Origin of the sequence: Duncaniella freteri, assembly GCF_004766125.1 — a bacterium.
GTDB classification, from domain to species: domain Bacteria; phylum Bacteroidota; class Bacteroidia; order Bacteroidales; family Muribaculaceae; genus Duncaniella; species Duncaniella freteri.
This window is the reverse complement of record NZ_SJSA01000002.1, coordinates 474,263-491,888: the sequence shown is the minus strand read 5'-3', so window position 1 is coordinate 491,888 and position 17,626 is coordinate 474,263. Positions and strand designations below refer to the sequence as shown.

Genomic DNA, 17,626 nt, shown 5'->3' with positions numbered 1-17,626 from the left:
CACAACTCATCGGTATCCACAATCTTTGAAAAATGAATCTATTGCCGGGAGCATATAGGTAGTGTTGAAATAACTGATGGCTGTCGGTCCCATATTCAGTATCTCATCACCATATTTGGCTACGATTGACGGGCCATCGCCATTGCCGGGATCTACTACAAGAACATCACCTTTGCGAGTGGCTGTAATCTCTGAATAGAATTTACCGTTGATGAAAAGGTTGGGAACATCATCAGGGCGCGGTGGTAATCCGAGCATGGTTCCGGCCACTGGCGGAGTTATGCTGTATTTCCACGCCTTGTAATCTTTGGCTCTGTGATACCATGTTCCCTCCTCCTCAAAGTATGGGTCATTGTCGTATGTCGGTGAGAGGTGCTTACCCTCCCCGTCAACACCGCTATACAACTGCTCCGTAACAGCACGGAGAACGATGCCGGAATTGTCATCAAGGCATTTGATACACGCCTCTTCAAACCCATCGGCAATCTTTCCGATTATCTTTGCTACTTCTTCAATGCCCATGTCCTGAAAGTAAGGGCGGAGATGATAACACCCCCGCCCGGTTGATTTGTTATTTATCGGCTTTATGCTTGGTCTGCTTGGCAGGCTTGTTGATGAGGTCGTAGACCTGACCGAGCATCTTCTTTCGGGTTGCCTCATCCCGATCGAGCCAAAAGAGATTGATGTGCCGGGACTCAAATTCATCCCGGCTCATCTTCTTTATCTCTTCTTCTACAAAATTGACACGCTCGAAAATCATGCTACCTGCTCGATTCCTTTGATGTCGTTCTCATACAGCACGGAGGGCGACTTGAGGCGGATGTCGGCGCCGCTTGTAGATGCGATTGTGAGAGTCTGCGTTGTATCGTCATAGGTCAGTGCGGAGGTGGCACCACTTACAACGGTGTTGCCGGCGGCGGCGATAAGGGGACCATAGATGCCAGTAACATCATATCCGCCCACATCTTCAAAGAGCTTGTAGGCATTGCCGGATGTAGCAGACTTCTCCATCCGGACATTGGTCAGACCGAGGACACACTTCTGGGGGTTGAAGTCGAGCTGCACGAAATCGAAGTCAGTGATAGCACGCTTGGCGTTCTCGTGCGCGAAAGTAACGGTCATGGTAGCCTTTGCCGATGAGGTGTTGAACGGCGTGGAATCGCCATAGACAGCGGTCATGGGATAACCGGCGAGTGTGTCGGTGCCGTCCTTCAGACCGAACAGCATATTGTTGTCGTCGAAGAAGTAGGCATCCCACTGCTGATTGTAGGTTCTGGTAAGAGCCGCCATCAGTTCCGGGAAGAACTTGTTAAGGGTGAATGTGTCCTTACGGGCACTTACGCCGGTGGGAGCCTCGCCGTCATAGCCGTTGGCTGCTGTCTGGATTTCGCCGCCGTTCTTGGCATATTCAGTGAAACGGACAATACCGAAGATACGGTCCGGGCGGTCGGCATGAACCATCTGCTCCAGCTTTTCGGCGGTGAGGTCGGCGGGCAACTTGGTGCCGGGGGGAACGAGGATGGCACCTTTCATGTTCTCGAAATCGGGCGGACACTTAGACACACCCGTGTTGAGTTGTGCGGAATCGCACGTTCTAAGTTTTCTCATTATTTTCTACAATTTGGGAGTTTGACTTTTAATTCAAGATTGCTGATATTAATGGCATCAATGGGTTCGCTCACTTCTTCCCCGGTGCCCGTGTGCGCCCCATATCTGCCATAAGAGTAGTTTTCAGAGTATTCATGTGCGACATGCTCATCATAGCCAAAATCAAATCTGCCATCTTCTTTGAGGGCTTCAAGGAATCTGTTATAAATCGGTCGAAGAATGTTCTTGAACGATGTCTCCAGACGCTGTTCATTGCTCCATTTTTTATCGGATGAACAGGCAATGAGTATCCTGACTTTCGCCTTGCTATGATAATCCGGGGTATTGCGCTGCTCATTGAACGGGCAGAACAAGGCGATCATCGGAAACTTCATCTCGGCTCCTCTCGGCGACTTGCTCAAATCATCGAGTTTGTCTTTGACATATTGGGCATTGCCGAAAACATAGTGAATGGGCGGACAAGGAATCTCTTTGACTACACCTCTCGGCATTACGACCGTGAGCGTGCAATCGACAGCGGTTTCCTTAACAACATCCGCAATTATCTCTATTATTTCCCGGCTCTTGCTCATAGATTGAACTGATTGATTTTGGTAAGCATTTCACTGTCGATGCTTATGCCGGCCATTGTGCAGTCGGAAGACGCACACCACTCGGCAAAGCGTCTGTGCTTATTCACCATCGTATTCCAGATATTAACCTGACGGACAATCGGTGCTACATACTCGTTGGCGCATTTGAGCCTGACAAGACCCGATACTGTGCCTTGCGTATTCGTGTCGCGGAGGATATGGAAGAAAACATAGTCTGCAAATGAATCGCGCAGACAATCACACACTGCATCTAACTTGTCGTTGTGTGTGGGCTTCTCATCCTCATCGAGACACACGAGATATGCGTTGACCTTATTGCCGATTGTCTTGCCGAGCATGGCAACAAGATAATCCTCCTGGTGCTCGGCTATAAAGGCTTCTATCGTGTCGTTGACCTCTGCCGCATTAGAATGTGGCAGAGTGCCAAGCGTGGCATTAGCGTTTAAGATATGCCTCGCTCCTTTGGTGAAATAAGAACAGTCTATAAGCATCTTTACTCTGATTTTTTAGATCGCTTGGATGTCTTTTTGGCGGGCGCTGCTTCCTTAGCATCATCCTCCGATACATCTTTGGTGTCATCGCTTACAGGGGTTTTATCATCTGCGTCGAGGTTCACCTCCTGCATATCTTCAACCTCAATGTGCTTGTTATCCATCGCGGCGGGTTCTGAATCTATGTTAGCGTTTTCCGGGGTGTTGGGAACGCTTTCCGTGAGATTTTCACCGATTTCAGCCGTATTTTCGGCTGTTTCGCTGATTTTGGGAACGATAATGCCGAATTCGGCAAGACGCCCGGCAATCTCTTCGGGGATGGTCTGACCACCCTCTACGGCTATCGACACAACAAGGCCGGCGAGTTCGGCAAGCCTATTCTTTTCGGCGATTAACTGAACACGCTCTTCGCCAAGTGCGCTGTGGCTTTCTATGAGAGTTTTGACGCTATACTCATCGAGAGCCGTTTCCGGCTCAGCCGGGGTGATGGAAATCACGCCTCGGCTGATACGGATACGGTTTTCGCGGAGTATCTTGTCAACTTCCTTAGATTCGCCTTTCAAGATATACGCTGGCATAGGCTTAGTCTTTGGCAAGTGCGGTGATGAGGTCGGCGATTTGGCCGAAAGAGAACGCCCAGGGACATTCGACGAGCAGGATGAGCTCTTCCTGGCAGATGAGAACCACCTGATTCTTGAGCTTGCAGTTCACGTCGTCGGCCCATTCAAGGGTCATGGTGGTGTAGTCAACAATCTTGGCTCCGTTGCGGAAGTCGCCGAGGAAGTAGTGCCCCATCGGGATGTCGGTGTTGGGGACAACGGTCAGGTTGCCGACGCGGAGGTTGCCGTTGGCATCGCGGACCACATCGAGGCGGTTGCCGTCGGTAGCCTTCTCGCAACAGATGGCGGTGATGGTAAGGGGGTTCAGCGCGAGGATGGTCGGGCGGAACTGGGCATAGGTCATGACGGCGACGGCTGCCTGAAGAGCATCCATGCTGTTGGGGGTCTCGATGCTCTTGTAGAGTCCGTTGCGCACATCTGCCTTCATCGCGGCGGCGTCTGCCTTGTTCTGCTCATCGGTGGCACCATCCTTGAGTTTGGCACCACGAAGCAGGAGCGTTGTGTCGTTCTGGCGGATCACGTCGAAAGTGCCGTTGAGGTCGGTGCTTGTTACGGCACCTGAAACGACAATCTTGAATCCGTCGCGGAGGAGGTCATAGGGCTTCTCCAGATGGATAAGAACGCCGTTGCCTACTGCTTCGATGGATTCGATACCGCCGGCCGGGATGCTGACGATGTTGTCGTTGAGGATATTCTCGACAGGTGTTACACCCTCGTAGGTTGTGATACCTTTGAGGTTGTCGCCGGAGCCGTCGCCGAAGAGCAGACCGAAGTCCTCGTTGTTGCGGACAGCCTCGACAGCCATGTTGAGAATGAACGAGCGGATGTAGACGCGGCTCTTGAGCATACGCTTGGAGATACGGAAGTGAGTACCGGCGCGCTTCACCTCGGCACTCTTCTCACGAATCTTGACCATAGATTCGGGGAGCATACCGTTCTCCGACACATAGCGGGCATTGCGGTCTACTTCGTAGATTTCCTGATAGGCGATTGAGGTCTGTTCGGGATCGCCGGTGAGAACAACTGCATAATCGCGGATATGAGCCTGCTTGTCGCGGGCCTGAGTAACTACATCGTTGCTCTGACCGGTGAGCATAACGTGGCTGTCGCCGGTGTAGTTCTGCGTGAGGGAAATGTCTTTGAGGACAAAGCCCTTTGCCGATGCGCCGTGCTGGAAAGCGAACTTCTGGAACGATTCGGAGTCATACATCTCATTGAACGACTCGTCGAACTTGGAAACGAAATCGGTACTGATTCCTTTCTCTTCCAGTTTCGCGATCTTCTCGCCGAGGCTCTTGGTGAGCGTCTGGAGTTCGGAGTTCTCCTTGATGAGTGACTGGATGGATTCGTTGTCGATTCCGGCAAACGGTTTGAGAGCGGTGTTCATCTTTTCCATGAACTGCTCATCGGTCAACTGACCCTCGTTGCTCTTGTTAACTACATTGACGACCATTTCGGCGCACTTGCGGAGAAATGCAGCCTGAGCCTCGGGCATGCCGTCAAATTTAAGGCCGAGGTCTTCTACTGTTACTTTCTTGCTCATATATATGAAGTATTGAAAATGTTAGATATACTTGTTGAGGTTCTCAAAGAAATCATCGCTTGATTTCTCGACAGTTTCGGGTGTAGTGCCTTTCTGCGATGTATCAGCGGCGGGCGCGGGCTCTTCTTTGATTTCGGGCGCGGGATTCATAAGCAGATTGTTGGCTGCATATACTTTGCCCCAGCAGTGGGGGCAACGTGCGTATGAGGCGAAATCGGCAACGCTCTTCTCGGTAATCTCCTGCTTGGTGGATTTAACCGCGTCGATGATGGAAAGCACCTCTGCACGAATGGATGGCTCCAGGGCGTGTATCTGCTCAGATACTATATCCTCGGCTATCCATCGAGTGTATTGGTTGGCATATCCCAACACTATCTGCTGGAATGTGGTCTGTTCGGCCTTGTCATAGTCGAACTGATAGCCACAATGGGGACAAACAACCATGTTGTTGCCCTCAAGTGCCTTGAAACAGGCATCAAGTTCTTGTTCGATGTTCATAAGTCGTTCGTCGCTATATCCTTTTTGCTTTAATGCCATCTTCAAAAGGTCCACAGCATCACGAACCTGCGAGGGTGTCGCACTCTTCAGCCCTACAAGGTAGGTGTTGGGATTGGCTCCCATCCATGTAAGGGTTGAATACTCATACATCTTCCATTGAAGAACCTTGCGCCGGTCCTCCTTGTCTCGCCGGATTGCTTTTACACCGATGGAGTGTTCAAGCGTTCTGCCAGCCTCGGCAAACAGTTTGTAGTCGGCGAGAATATCTCGGCCGATCTGCTTGGAAAGGTTGAGTTGCCCGGTTACGATGAGGTTGTCTGACTTCTCCTCACCATACAGCGGCACTCCTAAGAGTTGTGTGCTGTCATGGTTGAGGAACCAACGCATACGGTCCATATCGTGGGTTATGGTTTCCACAAACGAGCCGGGCATTGAGATGTCGTGCTGTGCATCCTCAATGCCTATACCGTTCACCGCAACGGTGACGATACCTTTTTCATCCACGTCAGCCGTTTTGGTCTGATACGGGATTCTTTTCAATGTTTCGTTCATTGCTTTCTTCTCCTGTTGAGGGTTTTGAATTATTTGATTTTATAATTGTATCTATCTTGGCAAGTTCTTCGGGAGTCATGTCAAATTTGACCTTGTTGTAAATGTCTCCCTCCAATGCGGTTTCATGAATCTGGGCGCGCCAGTCATTGTAGGTTATCAGACCATCGTTGAACTGACTCCGGCAACGCTCGTTCACGAGTTTCTTGACCTCTTCAGATTCTTTCAATCCGACTTGCAGGCAGTCAACATCATTGAAATTGCAGTCGATGTAGTAGCCCTCTTTGTCAAGACCTAAGAACAGGGTCAAATCTTCGCAGAACTGTTTAGCCATCGGAATGATAGTGCCACAATAGGCACTCTTCTCGGCTACTGCCTGATTGCTGAATGTCGAGTGGTCTTTACGCGGCACAAGCACATCGGGAATACCATACAGCCCTGCAATCGTGATCGCATCAAGCAATGTTTCCTCAAATGGCTGTAACTCGGATATTGATTGGTTGAGCCGGATAAACTCGATGGGGACATCTGTTACTCCGATAGGCATCTTGTTATCCCCGAACCCGTATTTGCCGTTCAACTCCTCTAATAGTTCTTCCTTCTCCTTTGGCTTCATTGCCTGGGTGCCGAGTTCGCCACCATCTTTCTTGGCTACGATAAAGCCGAGTGCGCCACGCTTGACATATATGACGTTTCGTGCCTCATATACCGCGATGAGGTTGCTGATTGCTCTATGGGCGGCTTTGAGTCGGCTCTCTGATTTGAGGAAATCTGCACCGGTACAGTTGAGGTATTGGGGCATCCCGTCTCGGTCGTGCCATACTTGGAAAGTCGGAATCCTTATAAGGGTATCATTGGAGCGTGCCAACTCATACCCTCCAACCAACTCTTCAAGTTTCGCTATTCCGAAAAGAGGAATCTTTGTGCCGGCAGGCACTACCTTAACCCAATTCGAGGGGATTGACCAGAAGTTGTCGCAATATTTCCACTTGGGCATATCCTTGAATGTGTCTGCCATAGCAGCACGCATAAAGGCGTTGCCCGTTACGAGTTTGAAAACATGGTGCATATACACCAATTCACGCCATCTTTGTATGCTGTTGGGAGCTTGCAATATCGCGTTGAGGCGGTCTGCTTTCTGCGATCGGCCGTTGCAATAGATTATGCTGTCATCTTTGTATGACCTAATCTCAAAGTGGGCTCCGGCAATGCGCCTGGCGATGAAATCTATTGGGAAGAATACCTCCGGGACTGTATGGAACAGCGTGAGGAAATTTCGGTCGGCGACATACGGCGAGGCTATCTCACTCATAAGATGTACGCGCCACGCCTCATCATCATAGTTGTTCAGCTCCGGCTTTGTCTTCTCAACCGGGGCTTCTGATGCTGATTTCTCAGTGGCGAACCATCCTTTTATTTTCTTTACTAGCTGCATTGTCGCTCTTTTGGAGCAAAAATAAGTTACATTGTTTTCGGTTGAGCCAAACAGCCGAAAAACTCAATTTTAGACAATGCACAAAATCGCTATTAAGGTTCAATATTACAAACACTTACAACCACCATCCACTACAAACCCAACTTTAACACCGCCTGAATGAATCCACTTAACACGGCGCTGCTCTCTATGTTCTCGTTGGCATCCTTGTTGTAGTCCAGAAGATTTGTCATAAACTCTCCATACTCCACATTGTCATTCATGCCGGATTCATTGAAACGGATATTGCTCTTGACATAATCGGAGGTGGCGGCAATACGCCGGGGCAGGTCGGTGCTTTCATGCACGACACGCACATCACCTGTAAGGCTGTCGCGGAGATCCCTTGCCATGAGGTAGTAGGATTTGGAACACTCCAGTATCACACGGCTGCTGTTGCACTCGGTCAATGCCGTTTTCATATTCTCGGTGGAGGTGGTCTCAATGAATCTCACATCGGTTATATGCCAACTATCGCCGCACTTCTTTCCGTCTGCGAGTACAAAACGCCCATTGATGTTAGGCATACAATAGACCAGGTTCTCGGTATAGGCGCACTCGGTAGATGGGTTATAGAATCGGATTGCCCCATCAACGGCATAGAGGTTGCGTTTACGACGGTTAGAGAACAATAGGAATTGCTCTCGGAGGATGTCAACAACAATATACCTCTTGCAGTCCGACAGGTGCCCGTGTTCCTCATACGTTTGCCCGGTAATCTTATTCTTTATCTTGGTCTTTGAGATTGCTCCATTGGCATCTTTCTGAACGCTCATGTAGTCCTCTATCGAGGTCTTGCAGTTTTCGCCTATCAATATGCCGAGTTCGGGCAGAGCCTCATCGTATATGGCGTTGATAAATTCGCCGGACATGGGCACACTCGGATTCTTGTTGCCGACACAATCGACAACCTCAAATCCCTCTTTCTGCAATACCCCGATGAACAGGTCCAGGAATGAACGTTTCTCATCGTCTATCGTGTTGGCTGCTTTCGTGGAGGCATCCCCATGTATATAAACCTTAGTTGCGTTCAACTCCCTCAGCCTATTGGCAACGAGTTTGGCGGCTTTGCGTGCTGAATTGTTGGGACTCTCGGCACATATCTCATCAAACTGCCGTATGCTGATAGTATCGCCGATATACGCTTGCCAGAACTGAACCGAGATATACGGCATCACGTTGCTGTCGATACTCAGATGAACAGGCAATTCGGGGTTATATGCAACCTCGGCGGTGTGCTTGCCACGATTGAACGAGCTGAAGAACTCGGAACCGGTGCGGATTACACCCCATTCGCCCAGGGCGTACACGTTGTAATAATCGGGATCATGTTCGCGGTCATACTCAAATGTGGCGATACACTGCTCATCATAGTAGCCGTATGTTCCATCCGGCGAACCGACAACCCAAAAGTTATTTAGGTAGGTGGTCTGGATAACAACAGTATCGGGCGAGTGCTCTATCATCTCGCCGGTTCTCTTGTGCATTATCACACGCGGCTCATTCATTTTTATGGACTTGACCCTCGTAAGTTCTTCTGGTATTGTCTGACTGCCTAACTTTACAGCCATAGGGACATCATGCCATTTCTGCTTGTCAAATACGTTCTTTTTAATCCAATGGGTCTCCTTGATGGGGTTGAAAGTATAGATGAGCTGCTGTCCCTCCATACCACGCAGACGCAAACGGATCTGCTTGTAGTCGGCTTCGTCAAACTCTGACCATTCATCAAGAACGACACGCTTAAAACTCGATAGACCTTTGATTTTCTCGGCATCATCGAGACCTTTGAACACGATTCTCGCTTTGTTCTGAATACAGGTTATAGTCTTGACTCCATCGGAGAATTTGAACAACTTACTTATTCCAAGTTGCTCGGCGGCTGTCTTGAAATCTTGATAGACGGTATCTTTGATTGACGCTCCGACCTTTCGCATTACAAGGTGATTCGTTCCCTCCCATAGTGTCAGTATGAGGATAGCCTGAGCCATGCTGTATGTCTTGCCGGATGAGGACCCTCCGAACATGATGATGTTACGGATGGTCTTATTCTGCAAGAACATCAGCAGGTAGAAGAACAGTGGGTTGAATAACTTATAATTCAGAATCATTGTTTTTGGCGGTTTTTGGGCGTATCGCTGACACTTTGCTACATTTCTCGGTATCTTGCTATTGGGGGAAGTTTACATTTTGCTACTTGGCGGTACTATATATGTTATATTGATGTTTGCTCTCAACATTATTGCTAAACTCTCAACACAACCTATCAACATAATCTCTCTAATCCTGATCATCGCCGAAGCCGATGCGGATTTCATTAGTCATGTTGCCCGTATTGTTGACATTAACCTCTTTGGGGGCATCCCAACCATTCCACGAGCCTAACAACCGGGCGGCTTCTACTCGCCCGTTCAACTCATACTCGACTACGCCTTTGTTGTTCTTTATCTTCTTCAAGGCGTTGCGCATACGCTTGGGCAGTTGGCTCGGTGTCTTCATCTTGATTCTGCCGGTCTTGGCATCCACTATATAGAGGTCGTTAGGGTCGGCTGTTACTATATCCATGAGAACCTGCTCGACCTTTTCGCGCTCGATGCGTGAGCGCGCTGCCCTCTCCGCTCTTATCTCGTTTATCCTTGTTGCAACCTTGCTACTTGCTAAAAGTCGGCTGGCATTGCTCCAGATTGTCTCCGGTTGCATATTCGATGTGTCATAAGCCATGCGGTACGCCTCAGATGCGTTGCCGTCAGTATCGAGATAGAACTGACAGAACCTTTCTTGCTTTTCCGTGAGCCGTCGCTCTTGGCTTATGCGCTGCTGTTTCTCTTTCTTTGCCATTGTGATGATGATATGATGAGGTGTTAATTATTCTATTGTTTCCTATTGTACCATTCAGATGAATCAAAAGAGAATCAAAAGAAGATACAATAGACTTTGACACTGACTTTGACAGATGTTTGTAAAAGTCTTTTGGCTTTAACCCGCCCCGAAAAAATTTTGTAGGAATCATACAAAAAAGCCCGTTTGAGGCGCGAAATATGCCCGTGAAAGCCGTTTTGCTGTATGAATGTGGTGGGGATTGGGTCAAATTCATAGCCGGGAGAGTGGATTTAACGGTTATTTATGCCGATGAGGTTGAGAACAAAATCACGATCGCTCAACAATTCGGCGGTTGCTGTCAGTGTGGTGCCAGTGGTGATGATGTCATCGTAGATTATAACCCGCCGCTCGGCAATGGGCCGGAGCAGATGAAAGTCGGGATCCAAGCGGTTGCGGTTGATACACTGAACGGCATCGGCATAGAACGGAATGCCGAGAGTGTCCGCTATGCGCTCACATACCGCAGTGGCGAAGTGGAACCCGTCTGCATGACGGCGCCGGGGCGTGGTGATGATACACCAATCTTCCGTATTGTTGACAAGACGCTGAATGAAGTTGCAGGCTGTCTCGGCAAACAAAGCGGCGGTATCGGCCGAGTGCTTTATCTCGCTGAATGGCGTTCCGCTCTTGGTACGCTTGAACTGGGCGAAATACACCAGGGAGCCGAGATGGTGCAGGACAGTCCGGGGCGACAAATCACAAAGAGGGATATTCCCACCCTTCAGCCGAGGCCGAGAGGTAGGAACATCCCAATTATCCATGCGTATTATCTTACTGCGTCTGCTCATAGTCCATGCTCTCAAATATGCGCCTTATGCCGTCTGCAACAGGCGTATATTGCAAAGGTACTGTATAAACCGCCTCGTTGACCGATTGCTCTTTGCGGTCAAAATCACGCTCTTCTGCAATCATTTCTATTTCAAGAGGTTTATATTGTTTTACCAATTCAGCGAAATGCAGAGTGGTTGTCTCCTCCGGATTCGCGGCATTGATGAGCTGATGGTTACACCCATAGGCATAAACAAGACTTTCAACAATGTCATCAATGTAGGTAAAGTGTCGCACGTTACGCCCCATGTTGTAGAGTTTCACCCGCTCCTGATTGAGCAGGTGCCAAAGAAGAGTACCCTGACGCGGTCGGGGACCGTACACGTTGTGAAACCTTACCCCCGTTGCTCTCGGATGATAACACCGGGCATAGTCCTCGTTGAAACGCTTGCTGATGCCGTAGATGGATGTTGTGTTGCCATCGGCCGCTGTCGATGATGAGGCATAGACTAACTTTATACCTCGACGGGCGCAGGCATCGCAAACGATTTTGAACACCTCAATGTTGTCGCGGATAATGTCGGTCTTGTTCACGTTGAAAACGGATGTCTGAGCGGCAAGATGATAAACACAATCAACGCCGGAGATGTCGGCGGATGTGAAAAAATCACCGGCCTCAATCCCGTTGAGGCGGTCGATACTGCACACCTCAATGCCTCGCTTTCTAAGCGCAACGGCGAGAGCCTTTCCAATAAAGCCCTCGCCGCCGGTGATGATTACTTTCATGTCTTATTTCTCGTTGAGTTTGTCTAACAGTTCCTCTGCCTCACGCCGGGCAAAGTCGGGATCCTCTTCATCCTTGAATTGTTTTACATCAATCCAAAGTCCCGGCCATGTGCGGACCTGAACGGAGTATGTTGGGCAATACAGATGCCGGTTGTGTGAGTGAACCCATTTGCAGGTTCTCCTGATACGATACTTTTTCTTCATTTGATAGGAATTGGTTTAAGGGTTGTGAGATCGAGAAAATAGAAACACGACTGATAGACTATTCGCTTGCCGTAGATTTCGGCGGCAGCGTGCTCCAGCCGACAGCCTTTGGAGTTGTGGAAACCATTGCCGAACACAACGGCGTCGATGTCTTCGGCTAACAGAGCCTCAATGTCTTTGCCCATGTAGTAGGCATAAGGCTTGCCTGATTCCGGGCAAACATCAAAGGGGGTTATGCACTCGTGGCCATGTTCGGTCAGTTTCGCCTTGATCCGCTCGGCTTGACACTTGGCATCAATGAGCGGTCTCCCGCTGATGGGAATTGATATATACGCTTTCATAGGCGGTGATTGATTGTTGGTTACAATTTTAATTCCCCCGAAATCGAGGGAATTAAAAAAGCCCGACTGACTTTGTAGGTCAATCGGGCCGGGGCGTCGGATTATGTAGATGAATGACGAAAAAAGGAACTACAAATTATCCGACAAAATTTGAATCTCGTATGCTATGGTATCGAGAGCGGCTTTCAGCTTCTTGCGCTCCTCTATGGTAAATCCCTCTCGCTTACCGTTCACTATGTCATTATTGAGTTTATGACACAGCCAGGACCGGGAACGCCCAAAGAAACGCTCTGCAATGTAGGACACTTTCAGCACTTTTGAAATGTCCTCTCTTTTGAGGTCTACCACTACTTTATCCGGGGCAACCTCTCCATTTTTCAAACGTGCCAGGACATCATCGGCTAACCGCTGACCCTCATCGGATTGAGCACGCTCCATAATCTCTTTAACTAATTCTTCGTCTGCCATAGTTTATTTTTTTAAGGGAACCGCTCCCCCTTTCGGGGGAGGGTTCTTTGTTTCGGGGAGTCTCTTAGACTAAGGTCAACTCTTTAACTACTGCTCTGATGTAGTCTCGGAGGATTCGCTTGTCGCTCTTGTCAGTCATTGTTCTGAACTTTATCAAGAGGGCGACTACCTCGATGATTCTTGATTTGAATTTTTCGTCATTCATTTTGAATCGGTTTTGGTTAAACAATCGGGTTAATTATCTCTTTGTCTTATTGACACTGCAAAGTTAATCAACTTTTGTTGAATAACCAAATTTTTGAGCACTTTTTTTCAAAAAAATCACTATTCCTCCGGAATAAACTTCACGCTCTCGCTCCATCCGTCGGGCAGTCGATCGGAACGTGGCCAGATTGCCGTGATAGAGTCCGGCGTCTCTACAAACCTCACTCCCCAAACGCTTTTGGCGCGGTCTTTCATCGCTTTCACGAGGTTGTTGTAAGTCCGGGGCGCGTCATCCATCGGGACACTGCAAACGGCTACATCTACGCTCCCTTGACGGTGTATTATCTTTGCTCTCCCTTTCATCAGAATGGCGGTTTTGATTTGGCATAGTTAGGACACTTTTCGCGATAGGCACATTTCCCGGCTTTTGCTTGGGCGAAACGCTCGTGCCATAGCTCTTCGTAGACATCAGTACCCATCTCTGCCTCTTCGTTGAGATATGATACGAGTTTCATGCAGAAGAACCCGTGATTAGTTTCCTTATCATCGTGGAGAGATATGATGCCGTTTCCGTTTGGTCTTGCCATGTCAATTTATTTATATGTTTACAACTATCGTCAGCTTACTCCCCTCGGGATAAGTGAGTGCTTTCTTAGATAATTTATGACATCTCGCCGGGATATTGCGTGTCCTTAGGTGCATCTCATTCCACATTATGCAGAGGCCGCGCTTCCCTCCTGGGGAGAAGTGCGTTGCTCCCGTCTTAAGACATGGGCAACTACCGCAACTCCCCGGCTCATCATAGAACCTGACCCCGTTTATCTCTATCATGCTAAAATGGTTTTTTGATTACTTTGTGGCCCGGCTTGAATTGATATGCCTCACCCTTTTGGAGATTGGGAGAGTAATAACCCTTTGCCGGATATGTGCCATTTTTGATGTGGCTCTCTTTGGCTCTTTTTGAGGTGTGTGCCTGGCACTCTTTCATGAATTGCTCGGTCTTTTGCAATCCGAGACGGCGCGCCTGCCGGACAACTGAACGATGGCTGATACCGAGTATAAGGGCGCATATCTCATTCGACATATGCGGCCAGTGTATCTTCATCCACAACTCTTGTTGAGGTGTGAGATGAATTTTGCACGGCTGATCCTTTTTCAGTCCCATCTTGTTGCACTTCTGATAAATTGCCCGATAGGTAGTGCCGAAACGAACTGCGAGAGCCTCGGCGGTCATTGTGCCGTAAAGCTCTCGCAGTTCATTCTCTTCTTCCGGGGTCCAGCGTTTCATGGCTCTTTTACATCTTCCTTATGGCACGGGCAGTCGGGATCGTGAGTTGCCGCACTTGTCCCGTGATTATAGAAATAAATGTAACTATGCCCACGATACTCTATTGTTGAACTGTATGCCTCATGGTCTTTGACCATATAGAAAATACAGATTCCCAACCACGCTGCACTTAGCGCAAGGCTTAGCATGAGAAGCACTTCTTTGATTCTTTTTTTCATTTTATTTGATTTAGTTCTTTAACCAGCAATGATGAGTTATGGCCAAACTCTTGCTCTTCATAACCTCTTCTGAGATACCATTCAAGTACCCATTGAGGGCTATCGAGTGAACACCATTCGAGATGCACTCTCTTATGCCCCTCCCGGGCGGCAATCTCTTCTGCTCTATCTAAGAGCCTCCCGGCGTGGCCGTGCTTGCGCTCTTCCTCATTTACCCATAGGCAACAAATGAAAGCGGTAACACCATCGGGGTCTTGAGGTTCTTTGTATAGTTCCAACTGCACTGTGGCAGCATTTTGCGTTACTATGAGATAGCGCGTCCGGCGGTGCCATACTTGTTTTTGTACCATCATTGTTTTATTTTTTGATTAGTTCGGTTTTATATGATTTTCTTAATCTACTAATTCAAAATCATAGACAAACACATAAGGGTTGCTATCCCATGTTCCTTTGCGGGATATTCGATCTATGAGAGCGGCAAAGGCTTTGCGGGGTGTATTGTACCACGTTTTTGACATCACACATCCATTTTGGTCTTTAATTATCTCAAAAGCGTAGCCATTAAAATGCGTTCTGCATTCGTCTTTGTAGATGCCCTCTTTGATGCAATCCTCATCGGAAATATCCTGCAAACGCTCTAACTGAATGTTCGTGATGCGGATATGGTGGGGCATAAGGTCGGCACGGACAAACATCTTGTTAGACCATCCATTTGTTTGTTCGGCAGGAAAATCGTAGCATCCGAACTCGTCATCCTCCTCGGGGAGAAATCTGACGCCAGCATCCTTATAACTTTGTGCTATGGCAACGACTTCGCCAATCTGGAACCTTGAATATTTCAATGTCTCGCTCCAATTACCTATCGGCGTATTATCGGGAGCAATGCGGCGCGTCTTTGTCTTGAGTCGATTCAAGACCGCTTCAGTGAGTCCGTATAGGTCATTGAACATTATCTTTTTCATGGCTTACCGTTAATTAATCCCATCACCCATGCCGTAGAGTGTTGAGCGTGAACAGTTCCGGGGTACCCGTTTAGCATTATCAAACAAGTTTCTCCATTGGGAATGATTGAAACGATATGATCAACATTGATGAGTATGTCGCCATCTTCTTTGTCGCACTCAAAGCGGAACACTTCCGGATTCTCGGCTCGTTTTACTTCGATGAATTTAGCCATTACTCTCACCATTTGTGGGCTCCTGAACTTTGCCGTGTTCGAGTCCAAGTTCATACGCGATTTTGAAAGCGGATGTCAATGCCCGATAATGGGCTAATGACATTTCACCACACTTCTCAAGGAAGAAGATTCTGGCCTTTTCTAACGCCTCGTTATATTCTTTTTCATCCATATTTATTTGGGGTTAATGTTAGTCGCTACTGTTTTAGGTTCATGCAGAGGGCAAGTGCCGGTCTTTTCATCGTAAAGGGGCATTGTCCATGTCAAGGTCTCTTTTACTTCGGTGTTGAAAGGTATGTGCCGTTTGCAATTCTCGCAGAGTGTCGGCCCCCCGAAGTAGTTGGGGCCGACACAATAGGCGTAGTCTTTATTCATCACTCACTCTTTTTTTGTAGTGCTTTGATAAGCGCATCTGCTTCTCTCACACAATCGGAGGCTGTCATGTCAAGTTCTCGATTGCAGAAGGCTCTCACGTCGCCATCTTCGTGCGATAGACAACGGGTATAAATGTCTTTTGCTATCTCATATCGACGCTGCTCCCAATCAATATGGTTGGCGTCTTTTGTTTTGCGGTTGAGTGATATGACCGCATCCATCATTTGTTGCTCTATTACTGTCATCTTCTTAGTACCAGGTTAGAACTACATAATCATTACGTTGGTCGCTTTTGGAAATCCAGCCCGCGATGATTCGAATAACATCATCGACGGACTCTTGGATGTCATAGAGTTTGAGCCACTTGTCGAAATCTTCGCGATCGGCAACAATCTTGCCGATGAGGTCAGCCAAATCGGAGCGTGGCACTTTGAGCTGTTCAGAGCACTCCACATCCTCGCCCATCCACGTTAAATCCGGGCAATTCTCGTGAAGCATTCTGTTGATTTCTGCGGAACGATTGCTGAAAGCATCGGATGAGTTATGACGCACCTGATACTCTTCTGCTACATGAAGTTTATATCCCATTGTTATCGGGTTTATTGGTTTGACTTGTTATCTCTTTGATGAGGTCAAGGCTCCGGCGATTGATATAGCACTGCCAACATCCTAATGTTTTTGACCAGTGGAAGCCGCCCCTCTTCATTTTTGTTCTTGTCTCCTCTCCGGGTTTGCCGGGGAAATAGATGCGGACACGGTTCTCAGAGTAGCACTCTTCGATTGTGATGTCATCAATGGTGTACTCTCTATCTTCCTTTGATGTCAGAGCCTCCGCTTTTGCAAGTTGCTTTTTGGCGGCATTGATTTTGGCATTGTTGTTTGTCAGCATATAGCCGGGGAAGATGATTTGTGAGCCGACCATCTTGTTTGCCTTTGGTCTTGAGATTCCGAGGTGAACAAGAGCATCAATCTTATCGACATCGCTCATGCTCTTGGCGCGGACTATCTTGTTGGCTCCTTTCATCTGCTCCTGAAGGGCTGTCAATTCAGCAATCTTCTTTTTGAGCCGTTCTACCGCATCATCATCGCCGATGTAGATGTTATCGTTATTCTCAACCGCCTCGGCTTTCTGACGGTAATAAGCCGCTTTCTCGGATTCGTGAACACTCCGCATCATTGAGCTATTGGAACGCTCCAGGGCGCGGCGGTGGGCTCGTTCTGAATGATGTCCCACGAGAATAGGCTGACCGAGGGGAATGTGTTCAACTGCGGCGCTGCTGGCATTAAAGGCGGCTGTTGCTCTTTTATCGGCATTATCGGCATACTCTCGGTAACGCTCCGCCCGGGCCTCTTGTCTCTCTTTTCGTGTCATTTCTTCTCGGTTCTGATAAGTTCAACACGGATAATGGAATGATATTCACTCCTGATTTCTCGCTCAGCCTCTTGGCGGCTGTTCCCGCTTGCCCAGGCATTGAAGCCATCCTCGGGGTCGTAGGTCGTATAGACTCTAAAAACGTACTTTGTCATTGTAAAAGGTTTAT

At 48.4% G+C, this 17,626-nt stretch carries 28 protein-coding genes; all 28 read right to left on the bottom strand.

Going from position 1 to position 17,626, the window contains the following annotated elements; translation table 11 throughout:
- Window positions 1-6: 6 nt before the first annotated feature.
- The 28 genes from EZ315_RS12230 to EZ315_RS16385 all read right to left on the bottom strand — a co-directional run bounded on the left by EZ315_RS12230 (window position 7) and on the right by EZ315_RS16385 (window position 17,612).
- Window positions 7-522 (bottom strand): hypothetical protein, encoded by a 516-nt coding sequence (locus EZ315_RS12230; RefSeq protein ID WP_135472319.1) that lies wholly within the window; start codon window positions 520-522, stop codon window positions 7-9.
- A 49-nt stretch (window positions 523-571) separates the two neighbouring features.
- Window positions 572-760, bottom strand: coding sequence for a hypothetical protein (locus EZ315_RS12225; RefSeq protein ID WP_135472318.1), 189 nt, complete (start codon window positions 758-760; stop codon window positions 572-574).
- A complete protein-coding gene (locus EZ315_RS12220; protein ID WP_135472317.1) occupies window positions 757-1,608 on the bottom strand; it encodes a hypothetical protein in 852 nt (283 codons plus the stop codon). Before EZ315_RS12220 ends, EZ315_RS12225 begins: the two co-directional genes overlap by 4 nt.
- The gene (locus EZ315_RS12215; RefSeq protein ID WP_242452596.1) at window positions 1,608-2,180 is read right to left on the bottom strand and encodes a hypothetical protein; all 573 of its coding nucleotides are present in this window, start codon (window positions 2,178-2,180) and stop codon (window positions 1,608-1,610) included. Before EZ315_RS12215 ends, EZ315_RS12220 begins: the two co-directional genes overlap by 1 nt.
- Window positions 2,177-2,692, bottom strand: a complete 516-nt coding sequence (locus EZ315_RS12210; protein ID WP_124076447.1) for a hypothetical protein — start codon at window positions 2,690-2,692, stop codon at window positions 2,177-2,179. The genes EZ315_RS12215 and EZ315_RS12210 overlap by 4 nt, the downstream gene beginning before the upstream one ends.
- 2 nt (window positions 2,693-2,694) lie before the next feature.
- A complete protein-coding gene (locus EZ315_RS12205; protein ID WP_124076449.1) occupies window positions 2,695-3,270 on the bottom strand; it encodes a hypothetical protein in 576 nt (191 codons plus the stop codon).
- Between the two features lie 4 nt (window positions 3,271-3,274).
- On the bottom strand, window positions 3,275-4,855 hold the full coding sequence (locus EZ315_RS12200; RefSeq protein ID WP_135472316.1) for a phage major capsid protein: 1,581 nt from the start codon (window positions 4,853-4,855) through the stop codon (window positions 3,275-3,277).
- Window positions 4,856-4,876: 21 nt separating this feature from the next.
- Window positions 4,877-5,905, bottom strand: a complete 1,029-nt coding sequence (locus EZ315_RS12195; protein ID WP_135472315.1) for an HK97 family phage prohead protease — start codon at window positions 5,903-5,905, stop codon at window positions 4,877-4,879.
- The gene (locus EZ315_RS12190; protein WP_135472314.1) at window positions 5,859-7,337 is read right to left on the bottom strand and encodes a phage portal protein; all 1,479 of its coding nucleotides are present in this window, start codon (window positions 7,335-7,337) and stop codon (window positions 5,859-5,861) included. The genes EZ315_RS12195 and EZ315_RS12190 overlap by 47 nt, the downstream gene beginning before the upstream one ends.
- A 131-nt stretch (window positions 7,338-7,468) precedes the next feature.
- Window positions 7,469-9,487, bottom strand: a complete 2,019-nt coding sequence (locus EZ315_RS12185) for a PBSX family phage terminase large subunit (RefSeq protein ID WP_135472313.1) — start codon at window positions 9,485-9,487, stop codon at window positions 7,469-7,471.
- Between the two features lie 169 nt (window positions 9,488-9,656).
- A complete protein-coding gene (locus tag EZ315_RS12180) occupies window positions 9,657-10,214 on the bottom strand; it encodes a terminase small subunit (protein WP_135472312.1) in 558 nt (185 codons plus the stop codon).
- 272 nt (window positions 10,215-10,486) lie between these two features.
- Window positions 10,487-11,044, bottom strand: coding sequence for a phosphoribosyltransferase (locus EZ315_RS12175; RefSeq protein ID WP_123611626.1), 558 nt, complete (start codon window positions 11,042-11,044; stop codon window positions 10,487-10,489).
- Entirely contained in the window at window positions 11,028-11,810 is a 783-nt protein-coding gene (locus EZ315_RS12170) for an NAD-dependent epimerase/dehydratase family protein (RefSeq protein ID WP_123611625.1), read from the bottom strand. The genes EZ315_RS12175 and EZ315_RS12170 overlap by 17 nt, the downstream gene beginning before the upstream one ends.
- A 3-nt stretch (window positions 11,811-11,813) precedes the next feature.
- A complete protein-coding gene (locus EZ315_RS12165) occupies window positions 11,814-12,014 on the bottom strand; it encodes a hypothetical protein (protein WP_123611624.1) in 201 nt (66 codons plus the stop codon).
- Window positions 12,011-12,355, bottom strand: coding sequence for a DUF4406 domain-containing protein (locus tag EZ315_RS12160; protein WP_123611623.1), 345 nt, complete (start codon window positions 12,353-12,355; stop codon window positions 12,011-12,013). The genes EZ315_RS12165 and EZ315_RS12160 overlap by 4 nt, the downstream gene beginning before the upstream one ends.
- 129 nt (window positions 12,356-12,484) lie before the next feature.
- Window positions 12,485-12,823 (bottom strand): DUF5053 domain-containing protein, encoded by a 339-nt coding sequence (locus tag EZ315_RS12155; RefSeq protein WP_123611622.1) that lies wholly within the window; start codon window positions 12,821-12,823, stop codon window positions 12,485-12,487.
- 324 nt (window positions 12,824-13,147) lie between these two features.
- Window positions 13,148-13,390 (bottom strand): hypothetical protein, encoded by a 243-nt coding sequence (locus EZ315_RS12150; RefSeq protein WP_123611621.1) that lies wholly within the window; start codon window positions 13,388-13,390, stop codon window positions 13,148-13,150.
- Window positions 13,390-13,614 (bottom strand): hypothetical protein, encoded by a 225-nt coding sequence (locus tag EZ315_RS12145; protein ID WP_128712283.1) that lies wholly within the window; start codon window positions 13,612-13,614, stop codon window positions 13,390-13,392. The genes EZ315_RS12150 and EZ315_RS12145 overlap by 1 nt, the downstream gene beginning before the upstream one ends.
- Before the next feature lie 245 nt (window positions 13,615-13,859).
- Window positions 13,860-14,315: a hypothetical protein gene (locus EZ315_RS12140; protein WP_135472311.1), complete on the bottom strand. Its 456-nt coding sequence runs from the start codon at window positions 14,313-14,315 to the stop codon at window positions 13,860-13,862.
- A gap of 214 nt (window positions 14,316-14,529) precedes the next feature.
- Entirely contained in the window at window positions 14,530-14,886 is a 357-nt protein-coding gene (locus EZ315_RS12135) for a GNAT family N-acetyltransferase (RefSeq protein ID WP_135472310.1), read from the bottom strand.
- A 39-nt stretch (window positions 14,887-14,925) separates the two neighbouring features.
- Window positions 14,926-15,495, bottom strand: a complete 570-nt coding sequence (locus tag EZ315_RS12130; protein ID WP_135472309.1) for a hypothetical protein — start codon at window positions 15,493-15,495, stop codon at window positions 14,926-14,928.
- A complete protein-coding gene (locus EZ315_RS12125) occupies window positions 15,492-15,710 on the bottom strand; it encodes a hypothetical protein (RefSeq protein WP_135472308.1) in 219 nt (72 codons plus the stop codon). Before EZ315_RS12125 ends, EZ315_RS12130 begins: the two co-directional genes overlap by 4 nt.
- Window positions 15,703-15,882, bottom strand: coding sequence for a hypothetical protein (locus tag EZ315_RS12120; RefSeq protein ID WP_135472307.1), 180 nt, complete (start codon window positions 15,880-15,882; stop codon window positions 15,703-15,705). The genes EZ315_RS12125 and EZ315_RS12120 overlap by 8 nt, the downstream gene beginning before the upstream one ends.
- A 2-nt stretch (window positions 15,883-15,884) precedes the next feature.
- On the bottom strand, window positions 15,885-16,085 hold the full coding sequence (locus EZ315_RS12115; protein WP_123611613.1) for a hypothetical protein: 201 nt from the start codon (window positions 16,083-16,085) through the stop codon (window positions 15,885-15,887).
- Window positions 16,085-16,330 (bottom strand): hypothetical protein, encoded by a 246-nt coding sequence (locus EZ315_RS12110; RefSeq protein WP_123611612.1) that lies wholly within the window; start codon window positions 16,328-16,330, stop codon window positions 16,085-16,087. The genes EZ315_RS12115 and EZ315_RS12110 overlap by 1 nt, the downstream gene beginning before the upstream one ends.
- Window positions 16,331-16,334: 4 nt before the next feature.
- Window positions 16,335-16,673 (bottom strand): hypothetical protein, encoded by a 339-nt coding sequence (locus tag EZ315_RS12105; RefSeq protein ID WP_123611611.1) that lies wholly within the window; start codon window positions 16,671-16,673, stop codon window positions 16,335-16,337.
- Window positions 16,663-17,457 carry a DUF3560 domain-containing protein gene (locus EZ315_RS12100; RefSeq protein WP_123611610.1) on the bottom strand — a complete coding sequence of 265 codons (795 nt, stop codon included), beginning with the start codon at window positions 17,455-17,457 and terminating at the stop codon, window positions 16,663-16,665. Before EZ315_RS12100 ends, EZ315_RS12105 begins: the two co-directional genes overlap by 11 nt.
- Window positions 17,454-17,612: a hypothetical protein gene (locus EZ315_RS16385; RefSeq protein WP_164915760.1), complete on the bottom strand. Its 159-nt coding sequence runs from the start codon at window positions 17,610-17,612 to the stop codon at window positions 17,454-17,456. Before EZ315_RS16385 ends, EZ315_RS12100 begins: the two co-directional genes overlap by 4 nt.
- Window positions 17,613-17,626: the final 14 nt, after the last annotated feature.